At 75.2% G+C, this 19,090-nt stretch carries 15 protein-coding genes and 1 pseudogene; 9 read left to right on the plus strand and 7 right to left on the minus strand.

Annotated features, from left to right (window positions below; translation table 11 throughout):
• The first annotated feature begins 106 nt into the window (after positions 1-106).
• Positions 107-880 (plus strand): enoyl-ACP reductase FabI, encoded by a 774-nt coding sequence (gene fabI / locus UK82_RS16455; protein ID WP_044884692.1) that lies wholly within the window; start codon positions 107-109, stop codon positions 878-880.
• Positions 881-978: 98 nt separating this feature from the next.
• Here fabI and UK82_RS16460 read toward each other — a convergent pair whose 3' ends face one another.
• Complete coding sequence (locus UK82_RS16460) at positions 979-3,873, minus strand: pyruvate dehydrogenase (protein WP_396230573.1); 2,895 nt, start codon at positions 3,871-3,873, stop codon at positions 979-981.
• A 262-nt stretch (positions 3,874-4,135) separates the two neighbouring features.
• Positions 4,136-4,462 (minus strand): DUF167 family protein, encoded by a 327-nt coding sequence (locus UK82_RS16465; protein WP_044884690.1) that lies wholly within the window; start codon positions 4,460-4,462, stop codon positions 4,136-4,138.
• Positions 4,463-4,748: 286 nt separating this feature from the next.
• Between UK82_RS16465 and fabG the strand changes: the two genes are divergently transcribed.
• From fabG to UK82_RS16485, 4 genes are all read left to right on the plus strand, one after another.
• Complete coding sequence (fabG, locus tag UK82_RS16470) at positions 4,749-5,465, plus strand: 3-oxoacyl-ACP reductase FabG (RefSeq protein ID WP_035920461.1); 717 nt, start codon at positions 4,749-4,751, stop codon at positions 5,463-5,465.
• A 377-nt stretch (positions 5,466-5,842) separates the two neighbouring features.
• The gene (locus UK82_RS16475) at positions 5,843-6,148 is read left to right on the plus strand and encodes a hypothetical protein (RefSeq protein WP_044884689.1); all 306 of its coding nucleotides are present in this window, start codon (positions 5,843-5,845) and stop codon (positions 6,146-6,148) included.
• Positions 6,145-7,320, plus strand: coding sequence for a ferrochelatase (locus tag UK82_RS16480; protein WP_055408012.1), 1,176 nt, complete (start codon positions 6,145-6,147; stop codon positions 7,318-7,320). The genes UK82_RS16475 and UK82_RS16480 overlap by 4 nt, the downstream gene beginning before the upstream one ends.
• Before the next feature lie 16 nt (positions 7,321-7,336).
• Positions 7,337-7,852: a DUF3090 domain-containing protein gene (locus UK82_RS16485; protein ID WP_011605634.1), complete on the plus strand. Its 516-nt coding sequence runs from the start codon at positions 7,337-7,339 to the stop codon at positions 7,850-7,852.
• Between the two features lie 115 nt (positions 7,853-7,967).
• On the opposite strand, the gene UK82_RS16490 is transcribed toward UK82_RS16485, so the two are convergent.
• The 4 genes and pseudogenes from UK82_RS16490 to UK82_RS16505 all read right to left on the minus strand — a co-directional run.
• A complete protein-coding gene (locus UK82_RS16490) occupies positions 7,968-8,762 on the minus strand; it encodes a hypothetical protein (protein ID WP_173667302.1) in 795 nt (264 codons plus the stop codon).
• Between the two features lie 29 nt (positions 8,763-8,791).
• Positions 8,792-9,640 (minus strand): SGNH/GDSL hydrolase family protein, encoded by an 849-nt coding sequence (locus UK82_RS16495; RefSeq protein WP_044884687.1) that lies wholly within the window; start codon positions 9,638-9,640, stop codon positions 8,792-8,794.
• 13 nt (positions 9,641-9,653) lie between these two features.
• The gene (locus tag UK82_RS16500; protein ID WP_044884769.1) at positions 9,654-10,847 is read right to left on the minus strand and encodes a glycosyltransferase; all 1,194 of its coding nucleotides are present in this window, start codon (positions 10,845-10,847) and stop codon (positions 9,654-9,656) included.
• A 293-nt stretch (positions 10,848-11,140) separates the two neighbouring features.
• Positions 11,141-12,259: pseudogene (locus UK82_RS16505) on the minus strand (glycosyltransferase family 4 protein); the annotation flags it as partial.
• A gap of 271 nt (positions 12,260-12,530) precedes the next feature.
• On the opposite strand from UK82_RS16505, the gene UK82_RS16510 reads away from it, so the two are divergent.
• Together UK82_RS16510 and UK82_RS16515 are read left to right on the plus strand one after the other, a co-directional pair.
• On the plus strand, positions 12,531-13,085 hold the full coding sequence (locus UK82_RS16510; protein WP_055408016.1) for a DUF3099 domain-containing protein: 555 nt from the start codon (positions 12,531-12,533) through the stop codon (positions 13,083-13,085).
• On the plus strand, positions 13,082-13,924 hold the full coding sequence (locus tag UK82_RS16515) for an S-adenosyl-l-methionine hydroxide adenosyltransferase family protein (RefSeq protein ID WP_044884685.1): 843 nt from the start codon (positions 13,082-13,084) through the stop codon (positions 13,922-13,924). Before UK82_RS16510 ends, UK82_RS16515 begins: the two co-directional genes overlap by 4 nt.
• Before the next feature lie 86 nt (positions 13,925-14,010).
• On the opposite strand, the gene pucL is transcribed toward UK82_RS16515, so the two are convergent.
• The gene (pucL, locus tag UK82_RS16520) at positions 14,011-14,904 is read right to left on the minus strand and encodes a factor-independent urate hydroxylase (protein WP_044884684.1); all 894 of its coding nucleotides are present in this window, start codon (positions 14,902-14,904) and stop codon (positions 14,011-14,013) included.
• A gap of 817 nt (positions 14,905-15,721) precedes the next feature.
• On the opposite strand from pucL, the gene UK82_RS16525 reads away from it, so the two are divergent.
• Both UK82_RS16525 and UK82_RS16530 read left to right on the plus strand, forming a co-directional pair.
• The gene (locus tag UK82_RS16525) at positions 15,722-17,131 is read left to right on the plus strand and encodes an Ig-like domain-containing protein (RefSeq protein WP_236706011.1); all 1,410 of its coding nucleotides are present in this window, start codon (positions 15,722-15,724) and stop codon (positions 17,129-17,131) included.
• A gap of 522 nt (positions 17,132-17,653) precedes the next feature.
• Positions 17,654-18,835, plus strand: a complete 1,182-nt coding sequence (locus tag UK82_RS16530; RefSeq protein WP_055408018.1) for a phosphatase PAP2 family protein — start codon at positions 17,654-17,656, stop codon at positions 18,833-18,835.
• Positions 18,836-19,090 lie beyond the last annotated feature (255 nt).

Raw genomic sequence — 19,090 nt, forward strand, 5'->3', positions numbered from 1 at the left:
CTCCGTGTGCCGTGCGCCGGCCGCGGCGTCGTCCAACCGGAACGGGGGCAGACTTCCGGGCCCGGGTGTGCCCACTCGGGCGGCCATGTTTGGCAGGATGCGGCCCATGAGCGGACTTCTCGAAGGTAAGCGCGTTCTCGTCACCGGTGTTCTCACGGAAGCATCGATCGCGTTCAGCGTTGCCCGTATCGCGCAGGAACAGGGCGCGCAGGTGGTTCTCTCCGGATTCGGACGTGGCCTGTCGCTGACGCGGCGCATTGCCAAGCGCCTGCCCAGCGAGGCGCCGGTCGTCGAGCTGGACGTCACCGACGAGGAGCAGTTGGCCGGTCTCGCCGGGCGGGTGCTCGAACACGTCGACGGTCTGGACGGGGTGCTGCACGCGATCGGTTTCGCCCCCGAGTCGGTCCTCGGCGGCAAACCGTTCGTCGAGGCCGCCTGGTCCGAGGTCGGCACTGCCCTGCAGGTGTCGACCTGGTCGCTGGCCTCCCTGACCCGGGCGGCCCTGCCCCTGTTCGGGGACCGGGCGTCGGTGGTGGGCCTCGACTTCGACGCCTCCGTCGCCTGGCCGTCCTACGACTGGATGGGCGTCGCCAAGGCGGGCCTGGCGTCCACGGCCCGTTACCTCGCCCGCGACCTCGGCCCGCGCGGCGTCCGGGTGAACCTGGTGGCGGCCGGCCCGCTGCGCACGATGGCAGCCAAGAGCATCCCGGGTTTCAGCCAGTTCGAGGATGTCTGGGACGGTCGGGCGCCACTGGGCTGGAGCGTCCACGACACGACACCCGCGGCCCAGGCGTGCGTGGCGCTGCTGTCGGACTGGTTCCCGGCGACCACCGGCGAGATCGTCCACGTCGACGGCGGCGTCCACGCGGTCGGCGTCTGACGCGGTCGGCGTCTGACGCGCGGCCGCCCGCGCCGGGCCGCGCCGGGCCGTGGTGGGCCGACCGGCGGGCGTTGTGGCCGAGGTCGGCCCGCCGCCGATCAGCCGGCGGTCGCCGTCTCGTCGAGCAGGTCCAACGCCGTTCCGACGATCACGTCCACGGTGACGGGTACGGTCCCCGGCCGGACCGCCGCCCCGGCGGCGTCCGGCGGCGGCGTGGCTGAGCCGAGCGTCGAGATCGGATCGCCGTGCACGCCCGCCAGGAAACTCAGCGCCCGCGGATCGCCGTCGACAACGGTGACCATCGGACACCGCCGGTCGGCCGGGAAGAGCTCGGCGAGCAGCGCGTCCGACCCCTCGGCCAACCCGCGGCGGGCCTGCAGCGCCTGGAAGACGGCTCCCGGCGAGGTCAGGCAGACCACGGTCACCTCGTGGCCGAGCCCGGAGCGCAACTCCGCCGCGGCGCGCAGCACCTCCGGCATGACCGGGCCGACACCGACCAGGGTGATCGCGGCTGCCGGCCCGCCCTCGTGCAGCCGGTAGCCGCCGGCGAGCACCAGGGCGCGACGGCGGCGCCAGCCGTCCGCGTCCACCGGGAGCTCGGCGAGCCGCTGGTCCACCGGGCGGGCGGAGAGCTGGATCAGGCTGGAGGCACCGTCGAGTCGGGCCAGCCGGCCGAGCCCCGCCAGCAGGCACCAGGCGAGATCGTGGGCGAACGCCGGCACCCAGGTCGTCGCGATCCCGGCCGGGGCGCCGTCGCCGCCGTTCCAGGCCAGAGCGCGGGTGATCGGGTCGAGTCCGGTGTCGGCCACCGCCAGCACCGAGCGGGCGTCGGCGCTGCCGGCGGCGAGCCAGCCGGGCAGCACCCGACCTGCCGACACCTCGTCGGCGACCCCGATGGGCAGCAGCGGTAGACCCTGCCGGCTCCACGCCACCCCCAGCGAGCCGAGAACCCCGCCGAAGGCCGCCGCCGACAGTCCGCCGGCCACATGCCGCCCCGCCGGGGCATCGCCCTCGCCGTCATCCGCGCCGCCCGGCCGCATCAGGTCGGTCGCGCCCCCCACACCGCCCCCCACACCGCCCACCGCGTCGATGATCGCCGGTTCCGCCCTGGAGGCGGGGTCGGTGGTGCTGCCGGGCGACGCCGTGCCGCCGCCGGAAGGCTCGCCGGCGGCGGCCAGCCAGCCGGCGAGCACGGGATCGGCGGCCCGAGTGCTGATCGTGACCACCGCGGCCGCCGCCTGCGGGGCGAGCCGCGGCAGATCTCGCAGCAGGTCCCCGAACGCCTCCTGGGTGGAGATCCGCTCCGGGAAGCGGCGGGCAGCCGCGTGTGCGGGCACCGGGGCGGGACTGCGCAGCGGCACCGGAGCACGGTCGAGATAACGCGCGACGTGGCGGGCGAGCCGCCGCGCCGCCGGATCCTGGGACAGGGCGACAACCGCCCCGTCGACGTCGGTCGCCGCACCGGCCCCGTTGCGGGAGGCGAGGTTGCGGGAGGCGAGCTGCGCGGCTGCCGGCGCGGGTGGGTCGCGGCGGCTGGTGTCCGCGGCCGGGTACGGGCCGTCCTCCGGCGCGAGCCGGTCGCCGGTGTAGGCGAACAGCACCGTGGGCCGGTCCGCGGCCACCTCGTCGAAGGCGTCGATCAGCAGCGGGATGTCGTGCCCGCCCAGATCGCCCAGGCAGGCGAGGATCTGCTCGTCGGTGAGGGTATCCAGCAACCGGCTGATGCCGGCGCCGGCCGTGCCCGGCCCGGCGAGGCGGCGGCGCAGGTCCGCCCCGCGGGCGTGCAGCAGGTCCCGGAACTCGGCCGGAGTGAGCAGGTCGAGTCGGGACCGCAGCGCGTGGCCGCCGGGCGCCCGGAACAGCGCCTCGAGCCGACGGCCGTACCGCACGGTCAGGACCTGCCAGCCGGCCGCCTCGAACAGCCGCGCCGCGCGGCCCGGCCCGCCGATCCCGCCGGGGCCGCCGGTGGCGGCGGACACGCTGGTCCCGGTCACCATCACCACCCAGAGCAGCTCGCCGAGATGGGCGGCCCGCTCGTCGGCGATCGTCTCCCAGACGGCCGGGTCGCGTAGCTCGGCGTAGTCGATCAGGCAGATCTGGCGTCCCCGCGGGGTGCGGTCGAAGCGCTCGCCGGCGTACCGGCGGGCCAGCGCCGCCCACACCGTTCCACTCGGCCCGACGTTGCCGGCGCCCAGCACGCGCAGGGGGCGGGAGTCCGCCAGAGGCGGCGCGCCGTCGGGCCGCAGCCAACCGGCCGGCGGGTCGCCCGCCGCCGGCCCGCCGATCGGGTCGCCGGCCACCCGCGCGTCCTCGAGCACGTGATGGACGGCGTGGACCAGCGCGGCGGCCCGGGGCGTCACGCTGACCCGATCCTCGGCGCGCAGCGAGTCGAACCACAGGACGGTGGCGATGCTCGAGGCCGCGGCCACCCCAGCCCGCTCGCTGCGGGCGGCGGCCGGGGAGCGCCGCCCGGAGCGCACGCCGTCCTCGACGGCCGCGGTGGCGGTGGCACGCAGCCGACGCTCCACCGCGGCCAGCGCGGCGAGATCGAGTACCCCACCGGGCGGGCCCGGCGTGACCGGTTCCGGTGCGCTACCGGCGATCAGGTCCGGTCTGCCAGGCGTGGCCGGCCCGTGGGGCGCGGCCGGCACCACGGCGCCCGGCGCCGCCGGTGGTCCCGTGGGCTCCCCGGCGTCGGCGGGCCAGGGGCGGCGAGCGGCGGCCGGCGACATCACCATGGAGTCCTCGTCTCGATCTTGCTGGATGTCCGCGCCGGATCGCAGGGGCGGGCGGGCCGGGGCCATCGCGCCGTCCTCCTGGCCCGGTCGAGGGGCGGCGTCCGGCGCGGCGGTGTCCGGGGCGTCTGCGGCGTCCGCGGCGTCGGGGACGTCGGGGACGTCGGGAGCATCCGGGATGTCTGGTCCCATGGTCAGCTCCCCCCGACCCGCATGCGCCCGCAGGGCGTCCGCCGGTCTGACTTCCGGCCTGCGCATGACCGGCCTTCGTCCCACGACACCGACCTCCCAATGTCCGGACGTGCGGTGCGGGCCGGAGGTTGTGCCGCCGGCCGGATCGGCGACACACGTCCACTACGCGCGGCGGGCCCGCGTCCGGCGTCCCGTTTCGTGGTGGTCGCACCATTTCAGCATCCGTGGGCGGTTGCGGTGCCGCGGGCTGAACTCCGCCGACCCCGCGTCGCCGGTGCGCGCCCCACCGGCGACGCCCCGGCTCTGCCGTGCGGCCGGGCGAGACCCGTCAGTCCGTCGTGGTGCTGGCCGTCCCCTTGAGGTCGTCGGCGGCGAGCAGACGGTCGAGGCGGGCGCGCAGCGCCGGTTCGTCCGCCTCGGGCGCTGTGAGCTCGACGGTCTTGACCCGGCTCGTGGCCCCGCGGACGAGCCGCACCTGCGGATGGCGCAGACCGAGCGCGCCGGCCAGGGCGCGCAGGGCGGCCTCGGTCGCCCGGCCGTCGACGGCCCGCTCGGTCACCCGGACGATCAACATCGCACCCGCCCGCGGATCCGTCCAGCGCCCGCCCACGCCGGCTCGCCCAGCGCCCGGTTGGACCCGGATCGTCACCCGCATGACTGCTATCGTGCCGCACCGCCGCACCGCCGCACCGCCGCACCGCCGCACCGCCGCACCGCCGCACCGCCGCACCGCCGCACCGCCGCACCGCCGCACCGCGCGAGCTCGTGTCGCGGCGTGAGGATGAGGGTGATCTGGACACCGCACGTCTGCGGCGCCGACGCGGGCACGATGCCACCAAGGGGTGACCACGGGGGTGATGGTTCCCCGCGGTCCTCCGGGATGTGTGTGTCGTCGGCCGGGACGGTCCGGAGACGGTGGATCGGCCGGCTACTATCCGGCCATGGTCGAAAACGAGGGTCGCGTGGCCCTGGTGACGGGTGGTAACCGCGGGATCGGCGCCGCCTGCGCGGTCGCGCTCGCCGCCGCGGGAGACCGGGTTGCGGTCGCCAGCCGCGGCGGCTCCGCCCCCGAGGGCATGCTCGGCGTCCGGATGGACGTCGCCAACACCGAGAGCGTCGACAAGGCATTCGCGGAGGTCGAGGCCGAGTTCGGCCCGGTCGAGATCGTCGTGTCGAACGCGGGCATCGTGCGCGACACCCTGTTGGCCACGATGAGCGAGGACGCCTTCCAGGAGGTCGTCGACACGAACCTGCTCGGCGCGTACCGGGTGGCCAAGCGGGCGGCGCGGCCGATGATGCGGATGCGCCGCGGGCGGCTCATCTTCGTCTCCTCCGTCGTCGCGTCCACCGGCGGGCCCGGGCAGTCCAACTACGCCGCCTCCAAGGCCGGCCTGATCGGTTTCGCCCGGTCCCTCGCCCGGGAGCTGGCACCCCGCAACATCACCGCCAACGTCGTCGCCCCCGGCCCGATCCGTACGGACATGACCGACGCGCTGACCGAGGCCCAGCGGGCGGCGCTCACCGCCCAGGTGCCCGGCGGGCGGATGGGCGAGCCGGCGGACGTCGCCGCCCTCGTCGCCTTCCTGGCCTCGCCCCAGGCCGGGTACATCAGCGGTGCGTTGATTCCGGTCGACGGCGGACTGAGCATGGGGCACTGATTCCCAGCCCGGTTGACCGCGGCCGAGCGCCACGGCCGGCCGCACCCTCGCGCCGCGCGGACAGTTCCGACGGCCGCCGCGCGGACGGGTCCGACGGCCGATAGGACCAGTTCGTCAAGCCGGTCACCGACCCGCGCGGCCGCACATCACGGCGCCGGCCCGCGGGCCGGGCTGCGCCGGCGCACGCCGGCCGGGCCCGCGGGTGGGTGAGGGACGTCGCCGACGGATATCGTGGGCGGCGAAGCCTTGCTGCGCGCCGTCGAGCCGTGGCCGTGCGCGGCGGCCGGCGTCACCCGGCGTCGGTCCTGGCCCACCGCTCTCGTCCTGGGCGGTGGCGCCGAGGCCGCCGCAGCCACAGCCACGAAGGGGTGGGTCCGATGAGCGTGATCCGGGTGGAACCGCGTGGTGGCCGCGACTTCGACGTGGAGGCCGCCGAGGAGACCTCGCCCGGCGTGCCCGGTCTCTCCTTTTCGTTCCGGGTCACCGTCGACGACGCGGTGCTCGCCGCGAGCGGGACGGACGTCGGCGACGAGCCGGGGATGATTGCCCTGGTCCGCGCGTCGTTCGAGTACCTGCTGGCCCGGGAACCGGCGGGAGCGATCCTGCCGGAGTTCGAGCTGTCGACCATCGGCCGCTACTTCCCGACCTACCCGGCCGACCTCGCCAACCGCGTGCCGCGATGACCGTGACGCCCGCGACGCCCGGGACGCTGGGGGTCGCCAGCGACGTCGACGCGCTGCTGCTGGTCTCCTTCGGCGGCCCCGAGGGCCCCGACGACGTGCTGCCGTTTCTACGCAACGTCACGGCCGGGCGGGATGTCCCGCAGTCGCGGCTCGAGGTCGTCGCCGAGCAGTACCGGATGTTCGGCGGACGCAGCCCGCTCAACGACCAGAACCGTGCGCTGGCCGAGGCCCTGCGGGCGGAGCTGCCCGGCCTGCCCGTCTACTGGGGCAACCGCAACTGGGCGCCCTACCTGACCGACACGGTCGCCGAGATGGCCGCCGCCGGGGTCCGCCGGGCGGCCTGCTTCGTCACCTCGGCGTTCTCGTCGTACTCGGGCTGCCGCCAGTACCGGGAGAACCTGGCCGCGGCGCTTGCCGCACTCCCGCCGGCCCTCGCCGCCCCGGAGCTGATCAAGCTGCGCCTGTTCTTCGACCATCCCGGCTTCGTGGAGCCGATGGTCGACCGGTGCGTCGCCGCGCTGGCCGAGCTGCCCGAGAAGGCGCAGGCCGACGCCCACCTGCTGTTCACCGCGCATTCCCTGCCGCTGTCGCAGGCGTGGGCCAGCGGTCCCCACGGCGACGCCTACCCGCGCCAGCTACGCGCCGTGGCGGGAGTGATCGCCGCCGGGGTCGAGCGTGTCACCGGGGTCCGCCATCCCGTCGAGCTGGCCTACTGCAGCCGCAGCGGACCGCCGGCGGTGCCCTGGCTGGAGCCGGACGTGGGCGATCGGCTGGTCGAGCTCGCCGGCGCCGGGGCGGTGGGCGCCGTCGTCGTGCCGCTCGGCTTCGTCAGCGATCACATGGAGGTCGCCTACGATCTCGACGTGCTCGCCGCGCAGCGGGCGGCGCAGGTCGGGCTGCCGGTGGCGCGCGCCGGCACGGTGGGCACCGACCCGCGGTTCGTCGCGCTGGTGCGGGAGCTCGTCGAGGAGATCCGGCATCCGGACCTGCCCCGCCGGGCGCTGACCGAGTTCGGACCATGGCCGCAGAGGTGCGCCGCGCACTGCTGCCTGCCGCCGCGGCGGTCACCTGGCGCCATCCAGGACGCCGCGAAGGGTGGACGGCATGCGGATGCGGCGATACTGATGGGGAACGACGCAACCAGCACCGGACGACGAGGCGAACGAAGGTAACGGAGCGATCGGAGATATGCAGCGCTACGTGTTCGAATCCCCGGAGCGGTTCGTGGTGGGAACGGTGGGCCAGCCCGGTGACAGGGTCTTCTTCCTGCAGGCCGCCGGCCGGGGGCAGGTCGTGACCGTGGGCTTGGAGAAAACCGAGGTCACGGCGCTCGCCGAGGGGCTGAACACGCTGCTCGGCCAGGTCGGTCAGACCCAGGGGATACCGCTTCCGGCCGCCTCGGACGTCGAGATCGATCTCGCCCCGCTGGACGCGCCGTTCCAGGAGGACTTCCACCTGGGGCAGCTCACCGTCTCCTGGGACGGCCACCGGGTGTTCGTCGAGGCGGCCGGGATCTCGCCCGGGGAGATCCGGCTGCCCGAGAGCGAGGACGAGCTCGACTCGCTGCGGGTCGGCCTGTCCATCCGGCAGGCCCGGGCCTTCATCGAACGGGCCCGCACGATCGTCGCCGCCGGTCGCCCGGCGTGCGTCCTGTGCGGTCGCCCCGACGACCCCGCGGGCCACTTCTGCCCCCGGCTGAACTGACCGGCCCCACCGGTTCACCCGGCGCCGGTCCTTGCGGCGCCGGTCCTCCCGGCCCGGTTCACCTGAGGCCGTGTTACCTCGGGACCGCGCTGCCCGCGCCCGCGCCCGAGCCGGTTCAATGCGGCGGCGGCACCGTCGCGCAGGACGGGTCGAACGCGTCGTAGGCGGCCTCGTAGGCGCGCCGCACCGCCGCGGACAGGCTGCGCAGGGCCGCGGACCGCCGCGCGATCTCGTGGGCCGTCACCGCGGCACCGTCGTCGCGGGCCGCCAGGTCCAGCAGGGTCGACAGCCGCTCCGCCCGGGCGAGCAGGGCGTGGGCGGCAGACGGGTGGCCCGGGCCCAGCCCCGGCCCCGGTTCCTCCTCGCCGCGGTCGCGCAGCAGGGCGAGTACCTCGGGGCGGGCGCTGGCGATGTCCAGATGCACCAGGGCGGCCGTGGTCGTGCGGATCGCGTCGCTGAGGTCGTGCTCGGCGGCGCGCAGCCCGGCGCCGGGCGGCGGCACCCTGGCCGCGGGCAGCACCCGCCAGTGCACCGACTCCAGCCGGCCCTCCAGCGCCGGACCGTGCACGACGACGCTGGGGACGAGCAGCAGCGGCGGGGTCGGCCCGACGACGAGGACGGCCTCACCCGCGGTGATCGCGTCGCGGTTCACCTCCGGCGGGCCGGGCAGGCCGGCGACGTCACCCGGGGCGGGCAGGACGAGGCGCAGCCGCTGCGCGCCGGCTGTGCGCAGGGCGCCGAGACCGAGGACAAGCGGCTCGTCGCCGAGGGTGTGCGGCGCCGCCTCGCCGCCGAGCGCGCGGTGCACCTGCGTGATGACGTCGTCCAGTCCGACGAGCCCGGCAAGCCATGCGTTGCCCCAGCCGGTGAGGACGCCGGACCGGGGCGAGGCTGACAGGGCGGGAAGCACATTGCCTACCGTAGGCAATCGAGGGGGTCTCAGGCGCGCCGAGGGTGGCTCACGAGCCGATTTTCCGTGTGATAGGCGTGCCGGTCGCCGCCGGCCAGGCACCGACCGGCGAGCCAGGGCAGGCCGACGCTGAGCAGCCAGTAGGAGTGCCGGAGCGCACCCGGGGCCGTGACCTCGGCGTCCGCGCCGCCCGCGGCATCCGGCCCGGACGGCGCGCCGACAAGTGGTACCCCGGCCTGGGCGAGCCGGTGGGCGAACGCCTGCGCGATCAGCCGGTGCCCGTGCGGCCCCGGATGGACCCGGTCGACGTCGAAGCTGGACCGGTGGCGCACGGCCGGATGACGGCCGAGGTCGACGACGAGCACCCCGGGATCGGCCCGGGCGGTGGCGCGCACGGCGGCGTTGAGGCGTCCGACCCGGTAGGCGAGAACGCGGGCCAGCGGCGCCGGCAGCGGAAGCAGCCGGCCGGGGTCGGGCAGGGTCGCGGTAAGCACGACCGCCCCACCGGCGCGCAGCCGGCTCACCGTCCAGACCAGGTCCTGACGCACGCGCAGCGGGTCGAACGTCCGCTTGAGCACATCGTTCATGCCCGCGATCACGGTGGCCACCTGCGGGTCGCAGGTGAGCGCGACCGGTAGCTGGCGGGTGCGCACGTCGCGGGCCGTCGCGCCGGTCGTGGCGAGGTTGGTGTAGTCGACGGCGTCGGGCGGGCCGAGGCGTTCGGCGAGCCGGGCGGCGAAGCCACGGCCGTGGGTGGCGGTGCGGCGGTGCTCGCGGCCCATGGTGACTCCGTCACCCAGCCCGACGGTGATGCTGTCGCCCAGTGCGACGAAGCGTGTCGCCGGTGGGGGGCGCCGGCCTGACCGGGCCGCGGCCATCGGTGGGCCGCCTTCAGGCGGCCATGGGCGGTGCCGGCGGCACCGGGGCCGGCGCGGCGACCGTGGCGGTGTCGGCCGTCGGCGACCCGGCGTGGCAGGTGAGGAAGCCGGCGACAGCGGCCGACCAGGTGAACTGCTCGGCCCGGGCCCGCGCCGCCGCGCGCCGGTCGGCCTCCCCGGCCGGCGGCACCGACAGCAGGTCGACGACCGCGTCGGCGAACGTGAACCCGCTGCCGGCGGCGATCGCGCCCACCCCCGGCACCACCAGCTCGGCCAGCGCGCTGGCATGGTTGACCACCACCGGCGTGCCGCTGGCGAGGGCCTCCAGGGCGGCCAGTCCGAACGTCTCCACCGGTCCCGGGGCGAGCGCGAGGTCAGCGGTGGCGAGCAGGCCGGCGAGCCGTTCGCGGTCGGCGACGAAGCCGAGGAAGGTCACGGGCAGCCCGGCGGCCCGCCGTTCCAACCGGCCGCGGTGGGCCCCGTCGCCGGCGATCACCAGGCGGACCGGAACCCGCCGGCGGACGAGCTCGGCGACGGCGTCGACGGCGGTGTCCACCCGCTTCTCCGGCGCCAGCCGGCTGGCCACGACCAGCAGCGCCTCCCGGTCCCGGGCGAACGCCCGGCGCAGCGTGCGGTCGCGGTGATCGGGGTGGAACCGGTCGAGTTCCACGCCGAGCGGGATGTGGCACAGATTCGGCGTGCCGAGCCGGACGAACTCGGCCGCGGCCCAGGCCGTCGTCGTGACGACCGTGTCGAACCCGGCGGCGAGCGAGGCGTTCGCCCGGTCGGCCGCCGCCGTCACCGGCAGCACGCCCCGCAGCGCCGGCGGCGTCCAGGTGCCGAGCAGCCGGTCGAGCCGTTCGTGGCTGACGACCAGGGACGGCACGCCGTGCCGGCGCGCCCAGCCGCCCAGCGGACGCAGGGTCGCCCGGTCGTGGACCTCCAACCGGTCGGGCTGCTCCCGGTCGAGCAGGGCCGCCACCCGCCACGGCTGGGTGATGACCCGGTAGCCGGTGCCGGGCAGGCGGGGGGCCCGAACCCGCAGCACCAGCGCGTCGGGGCGCTGCTCGACCTCGTCATGCTCCCCGGGCACGATCTGGACGACCTCGTGACCGGCCGCCGTGTAGCCCGCGGCGAGGTGGCGCAGCGTCGTCCGGATGCCGCCGGAGGCCGGCGCGACGAAGTTCGCCGCCTGCACGATCTTCATGGTGACCGCCTGTCGTCTCGTCGGGCCGCGTCCCGGCCGCCCGCCCCCGTTGCCGGCGGCCACCCGGCCGCCCCCGATCCCCGCCGGGCACCACCGCCGGACCCTGCCTGCAGGTGCCGGGCCGCCCACCCACCCGGGCCGGGCCGTCCGGGCGTCCCGGCCCGGCCGTCCGGCCCCCCGCGCGCGCCGATCTCCCGATGCCCCCCGTGCGCCCCGCGCCCCCCGTGCGCCCCGTGCGCGCCTGGCCCGGCGCGATGGCCGGCCTGTCCGCCGCGACGCGCGGTCTGTCCGCCGCCGGTGCCGAGGACGTCGCGGTAGTGGCCGAGCAGCTCGTCGCCGACCGCGCTCCAGCCGCATCCGGCGACGGAGTCCCGCGCGGCCAGCGCCATGGTGGCCCGCCGCTGCGGGTCGCTGACCAGCGCGGCGACCTGGGCGCGCAGCGCCGCCGGATCCCCCGGGGCGTAGTGCAGGCCGGTGCGGCCGTGCTCGACGACGTCGAGCAGCCCACCGGCCGCCGGGGCGACCACCGGTACCCCGCTGGCCTTGGCCTCCTGGGCGGCCTGGCAGAACGTCTCGTGCACGCCGGTGTGCACGAACACGTCCAGGCTCGCCACCGCGGCGGACAGCTCGCGGCCACTGCGGAAGCCCAGGAAGGCGGCGTCCGGCAGCGTCCGGGTGAGGGCCAGTCGGGACGGGCCATCACCGACGACGACGAGCCGGGTGCCCGGCAGGTCGGCGACCGCACCCAGCAGGTCCACCCGCTTCTCCCGGGCGAGCCGGCCGACGTAGCCGACGAGCAGCTCGCCGCCCGGGGCGAGTTGGCGGCGCAGGTCGGCGTCGCGGTGCCCCGGATCGAAACGTTCGAGATCCACGCCCCGGCTCCAGCGGGCGACCCGCTGCACCCCCTGGCGCAGCAGGGCGTCGACCGAGTCCCAGGACGGCGCGAGCGTGCGCGCCGCCAGCCGGTGCACGGTGGCGAGCCAGCGCCAGATCGTGCGCTCGGCGGTGGCCAGGCCGTAGCGGGCCGCGAACGCCGCGATGTCGGTCTGGTAGACGGCGACGCTCGGCACGTCGAGCCGCCGGGCCGCGAACACCGCCTGCGCGCCGAGCCCGGCCGGCGCCGCGAGATGAACGATGTCCGGGTCGAACTCGCGCAGCGCCGCGGGCAGGGCGGGCCACGGGACGGCGAAGCGGAACGCCGGGTAGCCGGGCATCGGCGCCGACGGCGCCCACAGCACGGGCGCGCCGGCGTGTGCGCGGGGGGCGGTGCGCCGGGCGGCCGGTGCCGGGGCCGGCGCGACGACCATCGTCTCGTGCCCGCGGTCGCGTAGATGCTCCAGGACTCGGCACACCGTGTTCGTCACCCCGTCCACGTGGGGGAGGAACGACTCGGTGATCACGGCTACGCGCACACCGAGCACGGTGGCAGGGCACGGAGCCGTCCCGCGGACGGCCAGCCGACCGCTACGTGAACGTTCCCGCACAGCTTCGTGCCGGAAAGCGTCGCCCAGGCCGGGTGGCCGCGGGCCGGGTGGCCGCGGTCCGGGTGGTCCGGGGCCCCTGGCGCAGTGCGGTGCCCGATCGTGGCCGTTTTCCCCGCGACCCGGTGAGGAGGATATTGGGAGGGGCAGGGCAGGCGCGGGCGGGGACGAACCGGACAGGGAGAACCATCGAGGTGCACAGATGATGTTCAAACGCCGGGAGACGGTTCTCATCACGTCCGCCGGCCGGTCGCGGCAGTCCGACATCCACCGCCGGGAGCGGCGTTACCTGGCCTCGATGCTGTTCCGGGTCATCTGCTTCGTGCTCGCCGTGGTCGCCTTCCAGGGCTGGCTGCGGTTCATCGCCGTCGCGATCGCCGTCATCCTGCCCTGGGTCGCGGTCGTCGTCGCCAACGGTGGCCCGCCCCCCGAGCGGGACCGACCCGCCACCTTCGATCCGGTGCGGGCGGTGCAGGACGCGCCGGCGGCGCTGACCGCCGATCCCCACCGCGTGGTCGACAGCGAGGGCTGGGTCGACGACGCGGGCTGGGTCCACGGCCGGCCCTCGGCGGCGCCGGGCGGCGCGTGGTCCGCGACTGCGGACGCGGCCTCCGAGTATCCGGCGGACGCGTCGTCCTCGGGCTCGTCGTCCTCGGGCTCGTCGTCCTCGGGCTCGTCGACACCCGGCAACGAGCCGCCGGGGCCCGCCGAAGCCTCCGCGCGGGCTGATCCCGTGGCCGACGCCCCGGCGCGGTGACCTTCATCAGCTTCACCACGGACTATGGGCTCGCGGATGGTTTCGTCGCGGCGTGCCACGGGGTGATCCTGCGGGCAGTGCCGACGGCCCGCATCATCGACGTTACCCACCTCGTGCCGCGGGGCGACGTGCGCCGCGCGGCGGCGGTGCTCGCCCAGACCGTCGGCTCGCTGCCGCGCGGGGTGCACCTCGCGGTGGTGGACCCGGGGGTGGGCACGGCGCGCCGGGCGGTGGCGGTGCGCGCGGCCGGCGGCGACCTCGTCGGGCCCGACAACGGCCTGCTGATCGCGGCGGCCGAGCGGCTCGGCGGCGTCGAGGCGGCGGTGACGCTGCCGGTGCCGGCCGCAGTGCCCGCCACGTTCCACGGCCGCGACGTGTTCGCGCCCGCCGCCGCCGAGCTCGCCCGGGGGACGGAGCTGACCGCGCTCGGCGCGCCGCTCGACCCGGCGACGCTCGTCCGCCTGCCCGCCCTGCACGCCCGGCTGCGGTCGGACGGGGCGCTCGAGGCCGAGGTGCTGCTCGTCGACACCTTCGGCAACGTGCAGCTCGCGGCCGAGGGGGCGTTGCTCGCCGATGCCGGGCTGCGGCCGCCCGGCCGGGCGCTGGTCTGGGCCGCCGCCCCCGGCACCGGCCCATCCCTCGGCGCGGCCGGTGGAACACCCGTGACGGAGCTGGCGGTCGGGGTGACGTTCGGGTCGGTGGCGCCCGGCGAGCTGGTGCTCTACGTGGACGCCGCGGGCATGGCCGCGATCGCGGTCCGCGACGGCGACGCGGCCCGCACCCTGGCCGTCGCCCCGGCGGACCGGCTCGCGCTGTGTCGGGCGGGCACCGGGGTCTGAGCGGGCACCGGGGTCTGAGCGGGCGTCGAGCCTGAGCGGGCGTCGAGCCTGGGTGGGCGTCAGGGCCAGTCCGGGCCGTTCGCGGGTCAGCAGAAGCCGGGGACGGCCTGCCAGCTCGGGCCCGGGTCGGGCGCGTCGTCGCGCAGCACCGTCGCCTCGATCCGCCCGTAGGGACGGTCCGGTGCCTGGTAGACGACGTCCGGGTTGTCCAGACCGAACGGTTCGAGGTCGACCAGGAAGTGATGCTTGTTCGGCATCGACATCCGTACCTCGGCGACCTGCGGGAAGGCGGTCAGGGCCGCCTCGCCCATCCGGTAGAGCGTCTGCTGCAGCGCCAGGCTGTGGACGTCGGCGAACGTGCTGACCAGGGTTTCGCGGACGCCGTCGAACAGCGGCCCGAAGTCATGACCGGCCCCGATGTAACGCCAGCGGGCCGTCACCTCGGTCGCGAGGATGCGGTCGGTGGTCTCGGCCAGCGTCGTGTAGTCGTCGCGGGGAAATCCCCAGAACTCCGAACCGGTCGACTTGAGCAGGACCAGCCCGGCGAGTCCGGAAACGACGAATGCGGCGTCGCCGTCCACCGTGACGACCGTCGTCCGTCTTTCCCCGCCGGCCCGGCTGAACGCATGGTCGTGCGGCGTCCCGCCGACCAGGATCCGATTCCAGTGGTATTTCTCGATCTCTATCCGGGCGCCGTCGATCCACGGGAAGGAATCGACGAAATGCCGGCCGAGCCGGATCGCGAAATCCTCGATCTGGCCGATGCCATGCTTCCGCGCGAAGGCGTAGACGGTGTTCTTCTGCGCATCGGTCGTGAGGACGTGGGAGTTGTCACCGGTCAGGTGTGCCGCGGCGAAGTCGCCGCGAAGCGCGGTGGACACGTTCAGGTCGGTGAGGTGATGCACCGGACCTGTGCGGTCCACGTGGACGAGACGGATCTCCGCCTTGCCGAACTGGTTCGGTCCAAGCACGATCGCCATCGAGCCTCCCTGGTCGCGGGGACGTGCGTTCCCTCGCGGTGAGGGTCGCCCAGCGACGAGTCTGGTCCGGTCCCCGGCCGGGCCCGGCGCGGCCCGGCACGTGGCGCCGCGACCCGCGCGGCCCGACGGTGTCCACGGACGCCCCGCCCGTGGCCCAGCCCCGGCCCGTGGCCCCGCCCATCCTGCGGCAGCGGTGTGACGGCACGGGCCGTCCGTGGGTTTCGTGGCCGTTTCCGCCGGTCGGCCGCGAGCCGTCCGTGCCGAGGCCGTCCAGTGATCCTCCGGGGGTCCACCCGAGGGTCCGTGGTGGCCGGGGTGGGCGCAGTCCGCCGCCGGCCCCACCACCCCCGGGTTCGCGGGTCATCGATCACCGATCACCCAACGAATCCGCGTTTCCCGCCGGAATTCCATCGACATCGCAATCATCCGTGATGGTCCTGGGTTGGTGTCGACCGGATGGCCCGTCTGGTCGTCCCCGAGTTGCGGAAAACCATCCGTCGGCGTGACCGGTTGCGCCGTCTTTGGCGGCGCGATGGGTCCAGGTCGTCGCTTTCGACGGGTCGGCGAATTGTCATCCCGGGGGGCAACCTCATCCGGTGTCCGCGCGTCGGAAGAGGGGAAAGGGGAGGGGTTTATGGGGAATGCCCGGAGGGTGCTACCCTCCGTATTTATATGCTCGACGCGGAGTGATGGTCGGGCGGCTGACACCGGCCAGTCCGGTGATCGACGGGACGAGGTGCCGACCCCTGGGTACCGTTCAGACCTAGGCTTCCGTCCGGCGACGATGCCGGTCGCGTTCTTCGGAAGAGGGCATTACATGTCTCGCTCGGTAATGATTCCCTCACGTGTTTCTCGTGGGTGGGACCCGAGCCGTCCGGGTCGGCGGCCGGCCGGCACTTTCGGGCATCGGCGTGGCCGGTGGGTCGGCGGGGCGCTCGCGTTCGTCACGGCGCTGACCGTCGCCGCCTGCTCGCCCGGCGGCGGGTCGTCGAAGCCGGCGGGCGTCGCCGTGCCGGATCCCGCGGCGAGCGTGACCGTCTTCCCGGGCGACGACACCAGGGGCGTCACCCTCACCGATCACGTCGTCGTCCACGCCAACGCCCCGCTGGCCGACGTGAGCGTCGCCCGGGAGGCGAGCGCGTCGGAGAAGACCGAGCCGGGGGTGCTGCTCGGGACGTTCTCGGCCGACCGGCGTACCTGGACGTCCGCGGGCGGTCTGTACTCCGACTCCCGCTACCAGGTCACCGCCACCACCAGCCCCGCGGCGGGGATCGTCGGGACGAAGTCGGTGCGTACGAGTTTCGTCACCGGGGTGCCGGAGAAGGCGTTCAAGGTCTCCTGGGATCCGGTCGCCGGGCAGACGGTCGGGGTCGGCGCGCCGATCAGCCTGACCTTCAGCGCCCCCGCACCGGACCGCGCCGCCGTGCAGCGCATGCTGTCCGTGCGTACCGACCCGCCGGTCCTCGGCGCCTGGAACTGGATCTCGAACCGGCTCGTCGTCTGGCGCCCGCAGCAGTACTGGACGCCGGGAACGAAGGTGCACGTGGAGGCGAACCTCGCCGGGTACGACGCGGGCGGGGGACGCCTCGGCGTGAAGGACCGGGCGATGGACTTCGTCGTCGGCTCGGCGCAGATCTCCAAGGTCGACGCCGCCACCCACATCATGCAGGTGTTCCGCAACGGTCAGTTGCTGCGCACGATGCCGGTGAGCCTCGGCAAGCCCACAACCCCGTCGATGGACGGCCCCCACAACGTCCTCGGCAAGTCGCCCGAGGTGATTATGGATTCGGCGACGGTGGGCATCCCCAAGGGCAACCCGGATTACTACTACGAAAAGGTCCAGTGGGCGGTGAACTACACCAGCGGCGGGCAGTACGTGCACTCCGCGCCCTGGTCGGTGGCCTCTCAGGGGCGGACGAACGTCTCCCACGGCTGCGTGAACGCTTCCCCGGCCGACGCCCAGTGGTTCTACGGAATCAGCCGGCTTGGTGACATCGTCGACATCGTCAACAGCGGCCGCCCGCCGGACACCAGCCAGCTCGGCAACTTCTGGTCGGTACCGTGGTCGGTCTGGAAGGCGGGCAGTGCCCTGCCCGTGTCGGACCAGCCCGAGACGGCGGCTCCCACCACTCCGCCGGCGGCGAGCACCGCCGTTCCCAGCGCCCCCGGCGGCCCCGGGGCCTCGGCGGCCGGCGGCCCCGGTGCTTCGGCGGCCGGCGGCGCCTGACCGGCCCCGCCTCGGCGCCGACCGGTCACCGCCCACGCGGGTGGTGACCGGCTCGTCGGCGTCTGCGGGGTGCGCCGGCGTCGCGGCGAGCCCGGCCGGCCCACCGGTCCCGCGCCGTCCCGGGGCGTCCCGCGCCGTCCCGGGACGTGCCCCGTCGACGCGGGCGGACCCGGCCGGGAAGGCACGGGCCGTGGCGACGGGCACGCAAGAAGTCGGTGAATTTCCCGCCGAACCCGGTCACGCATCGGCCCGTGACGGCACCAACCGGCCCATGCTGTTGAGTGGAAGCATGAAGTGCGCGCTGGCGCGGCGCCCCGGCGGGCCGCGACCGGGTGGGGCCGACGTCCGCGGCTCGCGCGGCGGCCGTGCCCGCCGAGGCGGCTGCGGCTGTCGCGACGCTCGGGGAAGATCGCGACCTCCGGGAAGAGTGGGGCGTCCGGAATGGCCGCGGCGTCCGGGAAAAGTACGACGTCGCGAACGAGTGCGACGGCTGGGAAGAGTGCGACGTTCGAGAGGTGCATCGTGAGGCGCTTGCGCAACCAGGCCACCGGTCTGCCGGTCTGGTGGCTCGAGCTGCTGATGTTGGCCGTCCTGTACTACTCGTACACCGGGACCCGCTCCGTCGCCGACGCCTCGGCCGGCGAGGCGATGCGGATGGGCCACGACCTGGTGCGGTTCGAGACCTTCCTGCACCTCGACATCGAGCTCAGCCTCAACCGGTGGCTGCAGAGCGTCCCGGTGCTGGCGGTGGTGTGCTGCTACTACTACGCGACACTGCACTTCGTGGTGACGCCGGGACTGCTGGTGTGGACGCACCGCCGGCACACCCGGCACTACGCACAGATCCGCTGGACGCTCGTGGTGACCACGCTGATCTGCCTGGTCGGGTTCTTCCTGTTCCCGACGGCGCCGCCCCGCCTGCTCACCGGCACCTCGTACACCGACACCATGTCGCACTTCGCGGGCTGGGGCTGGTGGACCGGGACCGCCAGCGCCGCCCCGAACGGACTGGAAGGCATCACCAACCAGTACGCGGCGCTGCCGTCACTGCACTGCGCCTGGTCGATGTGGTGCGGGTTCCTGCTCGTGCGCTTCGGGCGCCGGCCGGTGACCCGGATCCTCGGGGTGCTCTACCCGGCGGCCACGTTCTTCGTCGTCATGTCGACCGCCAACCACTATCTGCTCGACGCGGTGGCCGGCTGGATGGTCCTCGGCGTCGCCGCCGGTTCCGTCGCGCTGGTGTTCGCCTGGCGGCGGCGGGTCCCGACGGTCCCGGTCGGTGCCGTGCCGGTGCCGGTGCGGGAGTCGGCCCGACCGGCCGGCTCGGCGGCCCCGGTCGCCGTTGCGAACGCAGGTGGGTCAGGCCCGGTGCCGGTCGTGCTCGCCGCCTCGACGGCGGCCGGCCGCGATCCCACCGCCGGTTCGGGCGCCGTCGAGGCGGCCGAGTCGCCCCCCTCGCCAGAGTCGCCCTCCTCGCCGGAGTCGCCCCCCTCGCCGGAGTCGCCGGAGTCGCCGGCGGAGCCCACCGCGGCCCAGCCCGCCCCGCCGGCGGAACCCGCTTCCTCGGCACGGGCGGCGCCGGCCCCCGATCGGCAGGGCCCACCGGCCACAGCGCCCGTGCCCCCTGTGCCGGCCCCCGCCGCGCCTGAGCACTCCCTGCGATCGGACCGGGCCATCCGTCCGGACGGTGCGCGCGCGGTCTGATTCGGACGGGCCTCGTCCGGGCGACCAAGCGGCGCGGCGCCCCGCCTGCCGGTGGGGCCACGCCGTGGCGGGGTGTCCAGGATGGGCGGTTTGCGACCCCCGGTGTGTTGCCTGGGTGGGCGATGTGCGAAGGTTGTGCCGCGGCCGGCGTCGGCCGCGCACCCTCCCTACCTCGCCTGTCCGGGCAGCGTCGCGAAAGATGCACGTCCGACCCTTCCGCGCCGTCCCCGGGTTGCGCGTCCGGTCCGATCCCGC

The sequence above is a fragment of the Frankia sp. ACN1ag genome, assembly GCF_001414035.1.
GTDB classification, from domain to species: domain Bacteria; phylum Actinomycetota; class Actinomycetes; order Frankiales; family Frankiaceae; genus Frankia; species Frankia torreyi.

What these genes read in the sequence shown, in the direction of transcription:
- fabI (WP_044884692.1), top strand. Translation starts at nt 107, where the DNA reads ATGAGCGGACTTCTCGAAGGTAAGCGCGTTCTCGTCACCGGTGTTCTC.
- UK82_RS16510 (WP_055408016.1), top strand. Translation starts at nt 12,531, where the DNA reads ATGATGTTCAAACGCCGGGAGACGGTTCTCATCACGTCCGCCGGCCGG.
- UK82_RS16465 (WP_044884690.1), bottom strand. Translation starts at nt 4,462, where the DNA reads ATGCGGGTGACGATCCGGGTCCAACCGGGCGCTGGGCGAGCCGGCGTG.
- UK82_RS16525 (WP_236706011.1), top strand. Translation starts at nt 15,722, where the DNA reads ATGTCTCGCTCGGTAATGATTCCCTCACGTGTTTCTCGTGGGTGGGAC.
- pucL (WP_044884684.1), bottom strand. Translation starts at nt 14,904, where the DNA reads ATGGCGATCGTGCTTGGACCGAACCAGTTCGGCAAGGCGGAGATCCGT.
- UK82_RS16480 (WP_055408012.1), top strand. Translation starts at nt 6,145, where the DNA reads ATGACCGTGACGCCCGCGACGCCCGGGACGCTGGGGGTCGCCAGCGAC.
- UK82_RS16500 (WP_044884769.1), bottom strand. Translation starts at nt 10,847, where the DNA reads ATGAAGATCGTGCAGGCGGCGAACTTCGTCGCGCCGGCCTCCGGCGGC.
- fabG (WP_035920461.1), top strand. Translation starts at nt 4,749, where the DNA reads ATGGTCGAAAACGAGGGTCGCGTGGCCCTGGTGACGGGTGGTAACCGC.
- UK82_RS16460 (WP_396230573.1), bottom strand. Translation starts at nt 3,873, where the DNA reads ATGCGCAGGCCGGAAGTCAGACCGGCGGACGCCCTGCGGGCGCATGCG.
- UK82_RS16485 (WP_011605634.1), top strand. Translation starts at nt 7,337, where the DNA reads ATGCAGCGCTACGTGTTCGAATCCCCGGAGCGGTTCGTGGTGGGAACG.
- UK82_RS16475 (WP_044884689.1), top strand. Translation starts at nt 5,843, where the DNA reads ATGAGCGTGATCCGGGTGGAACCGCGTGGTGGCCGCGACTTCGACGTG.
- UK82_RS16495 (WP_044884687.1), bottom strand. Translation starts at nt 9,640, where the DNA reads ATGGCCGCGGCCCGGTCAGGCCGGCGCCCCCCACCGGCGACACGCTTC.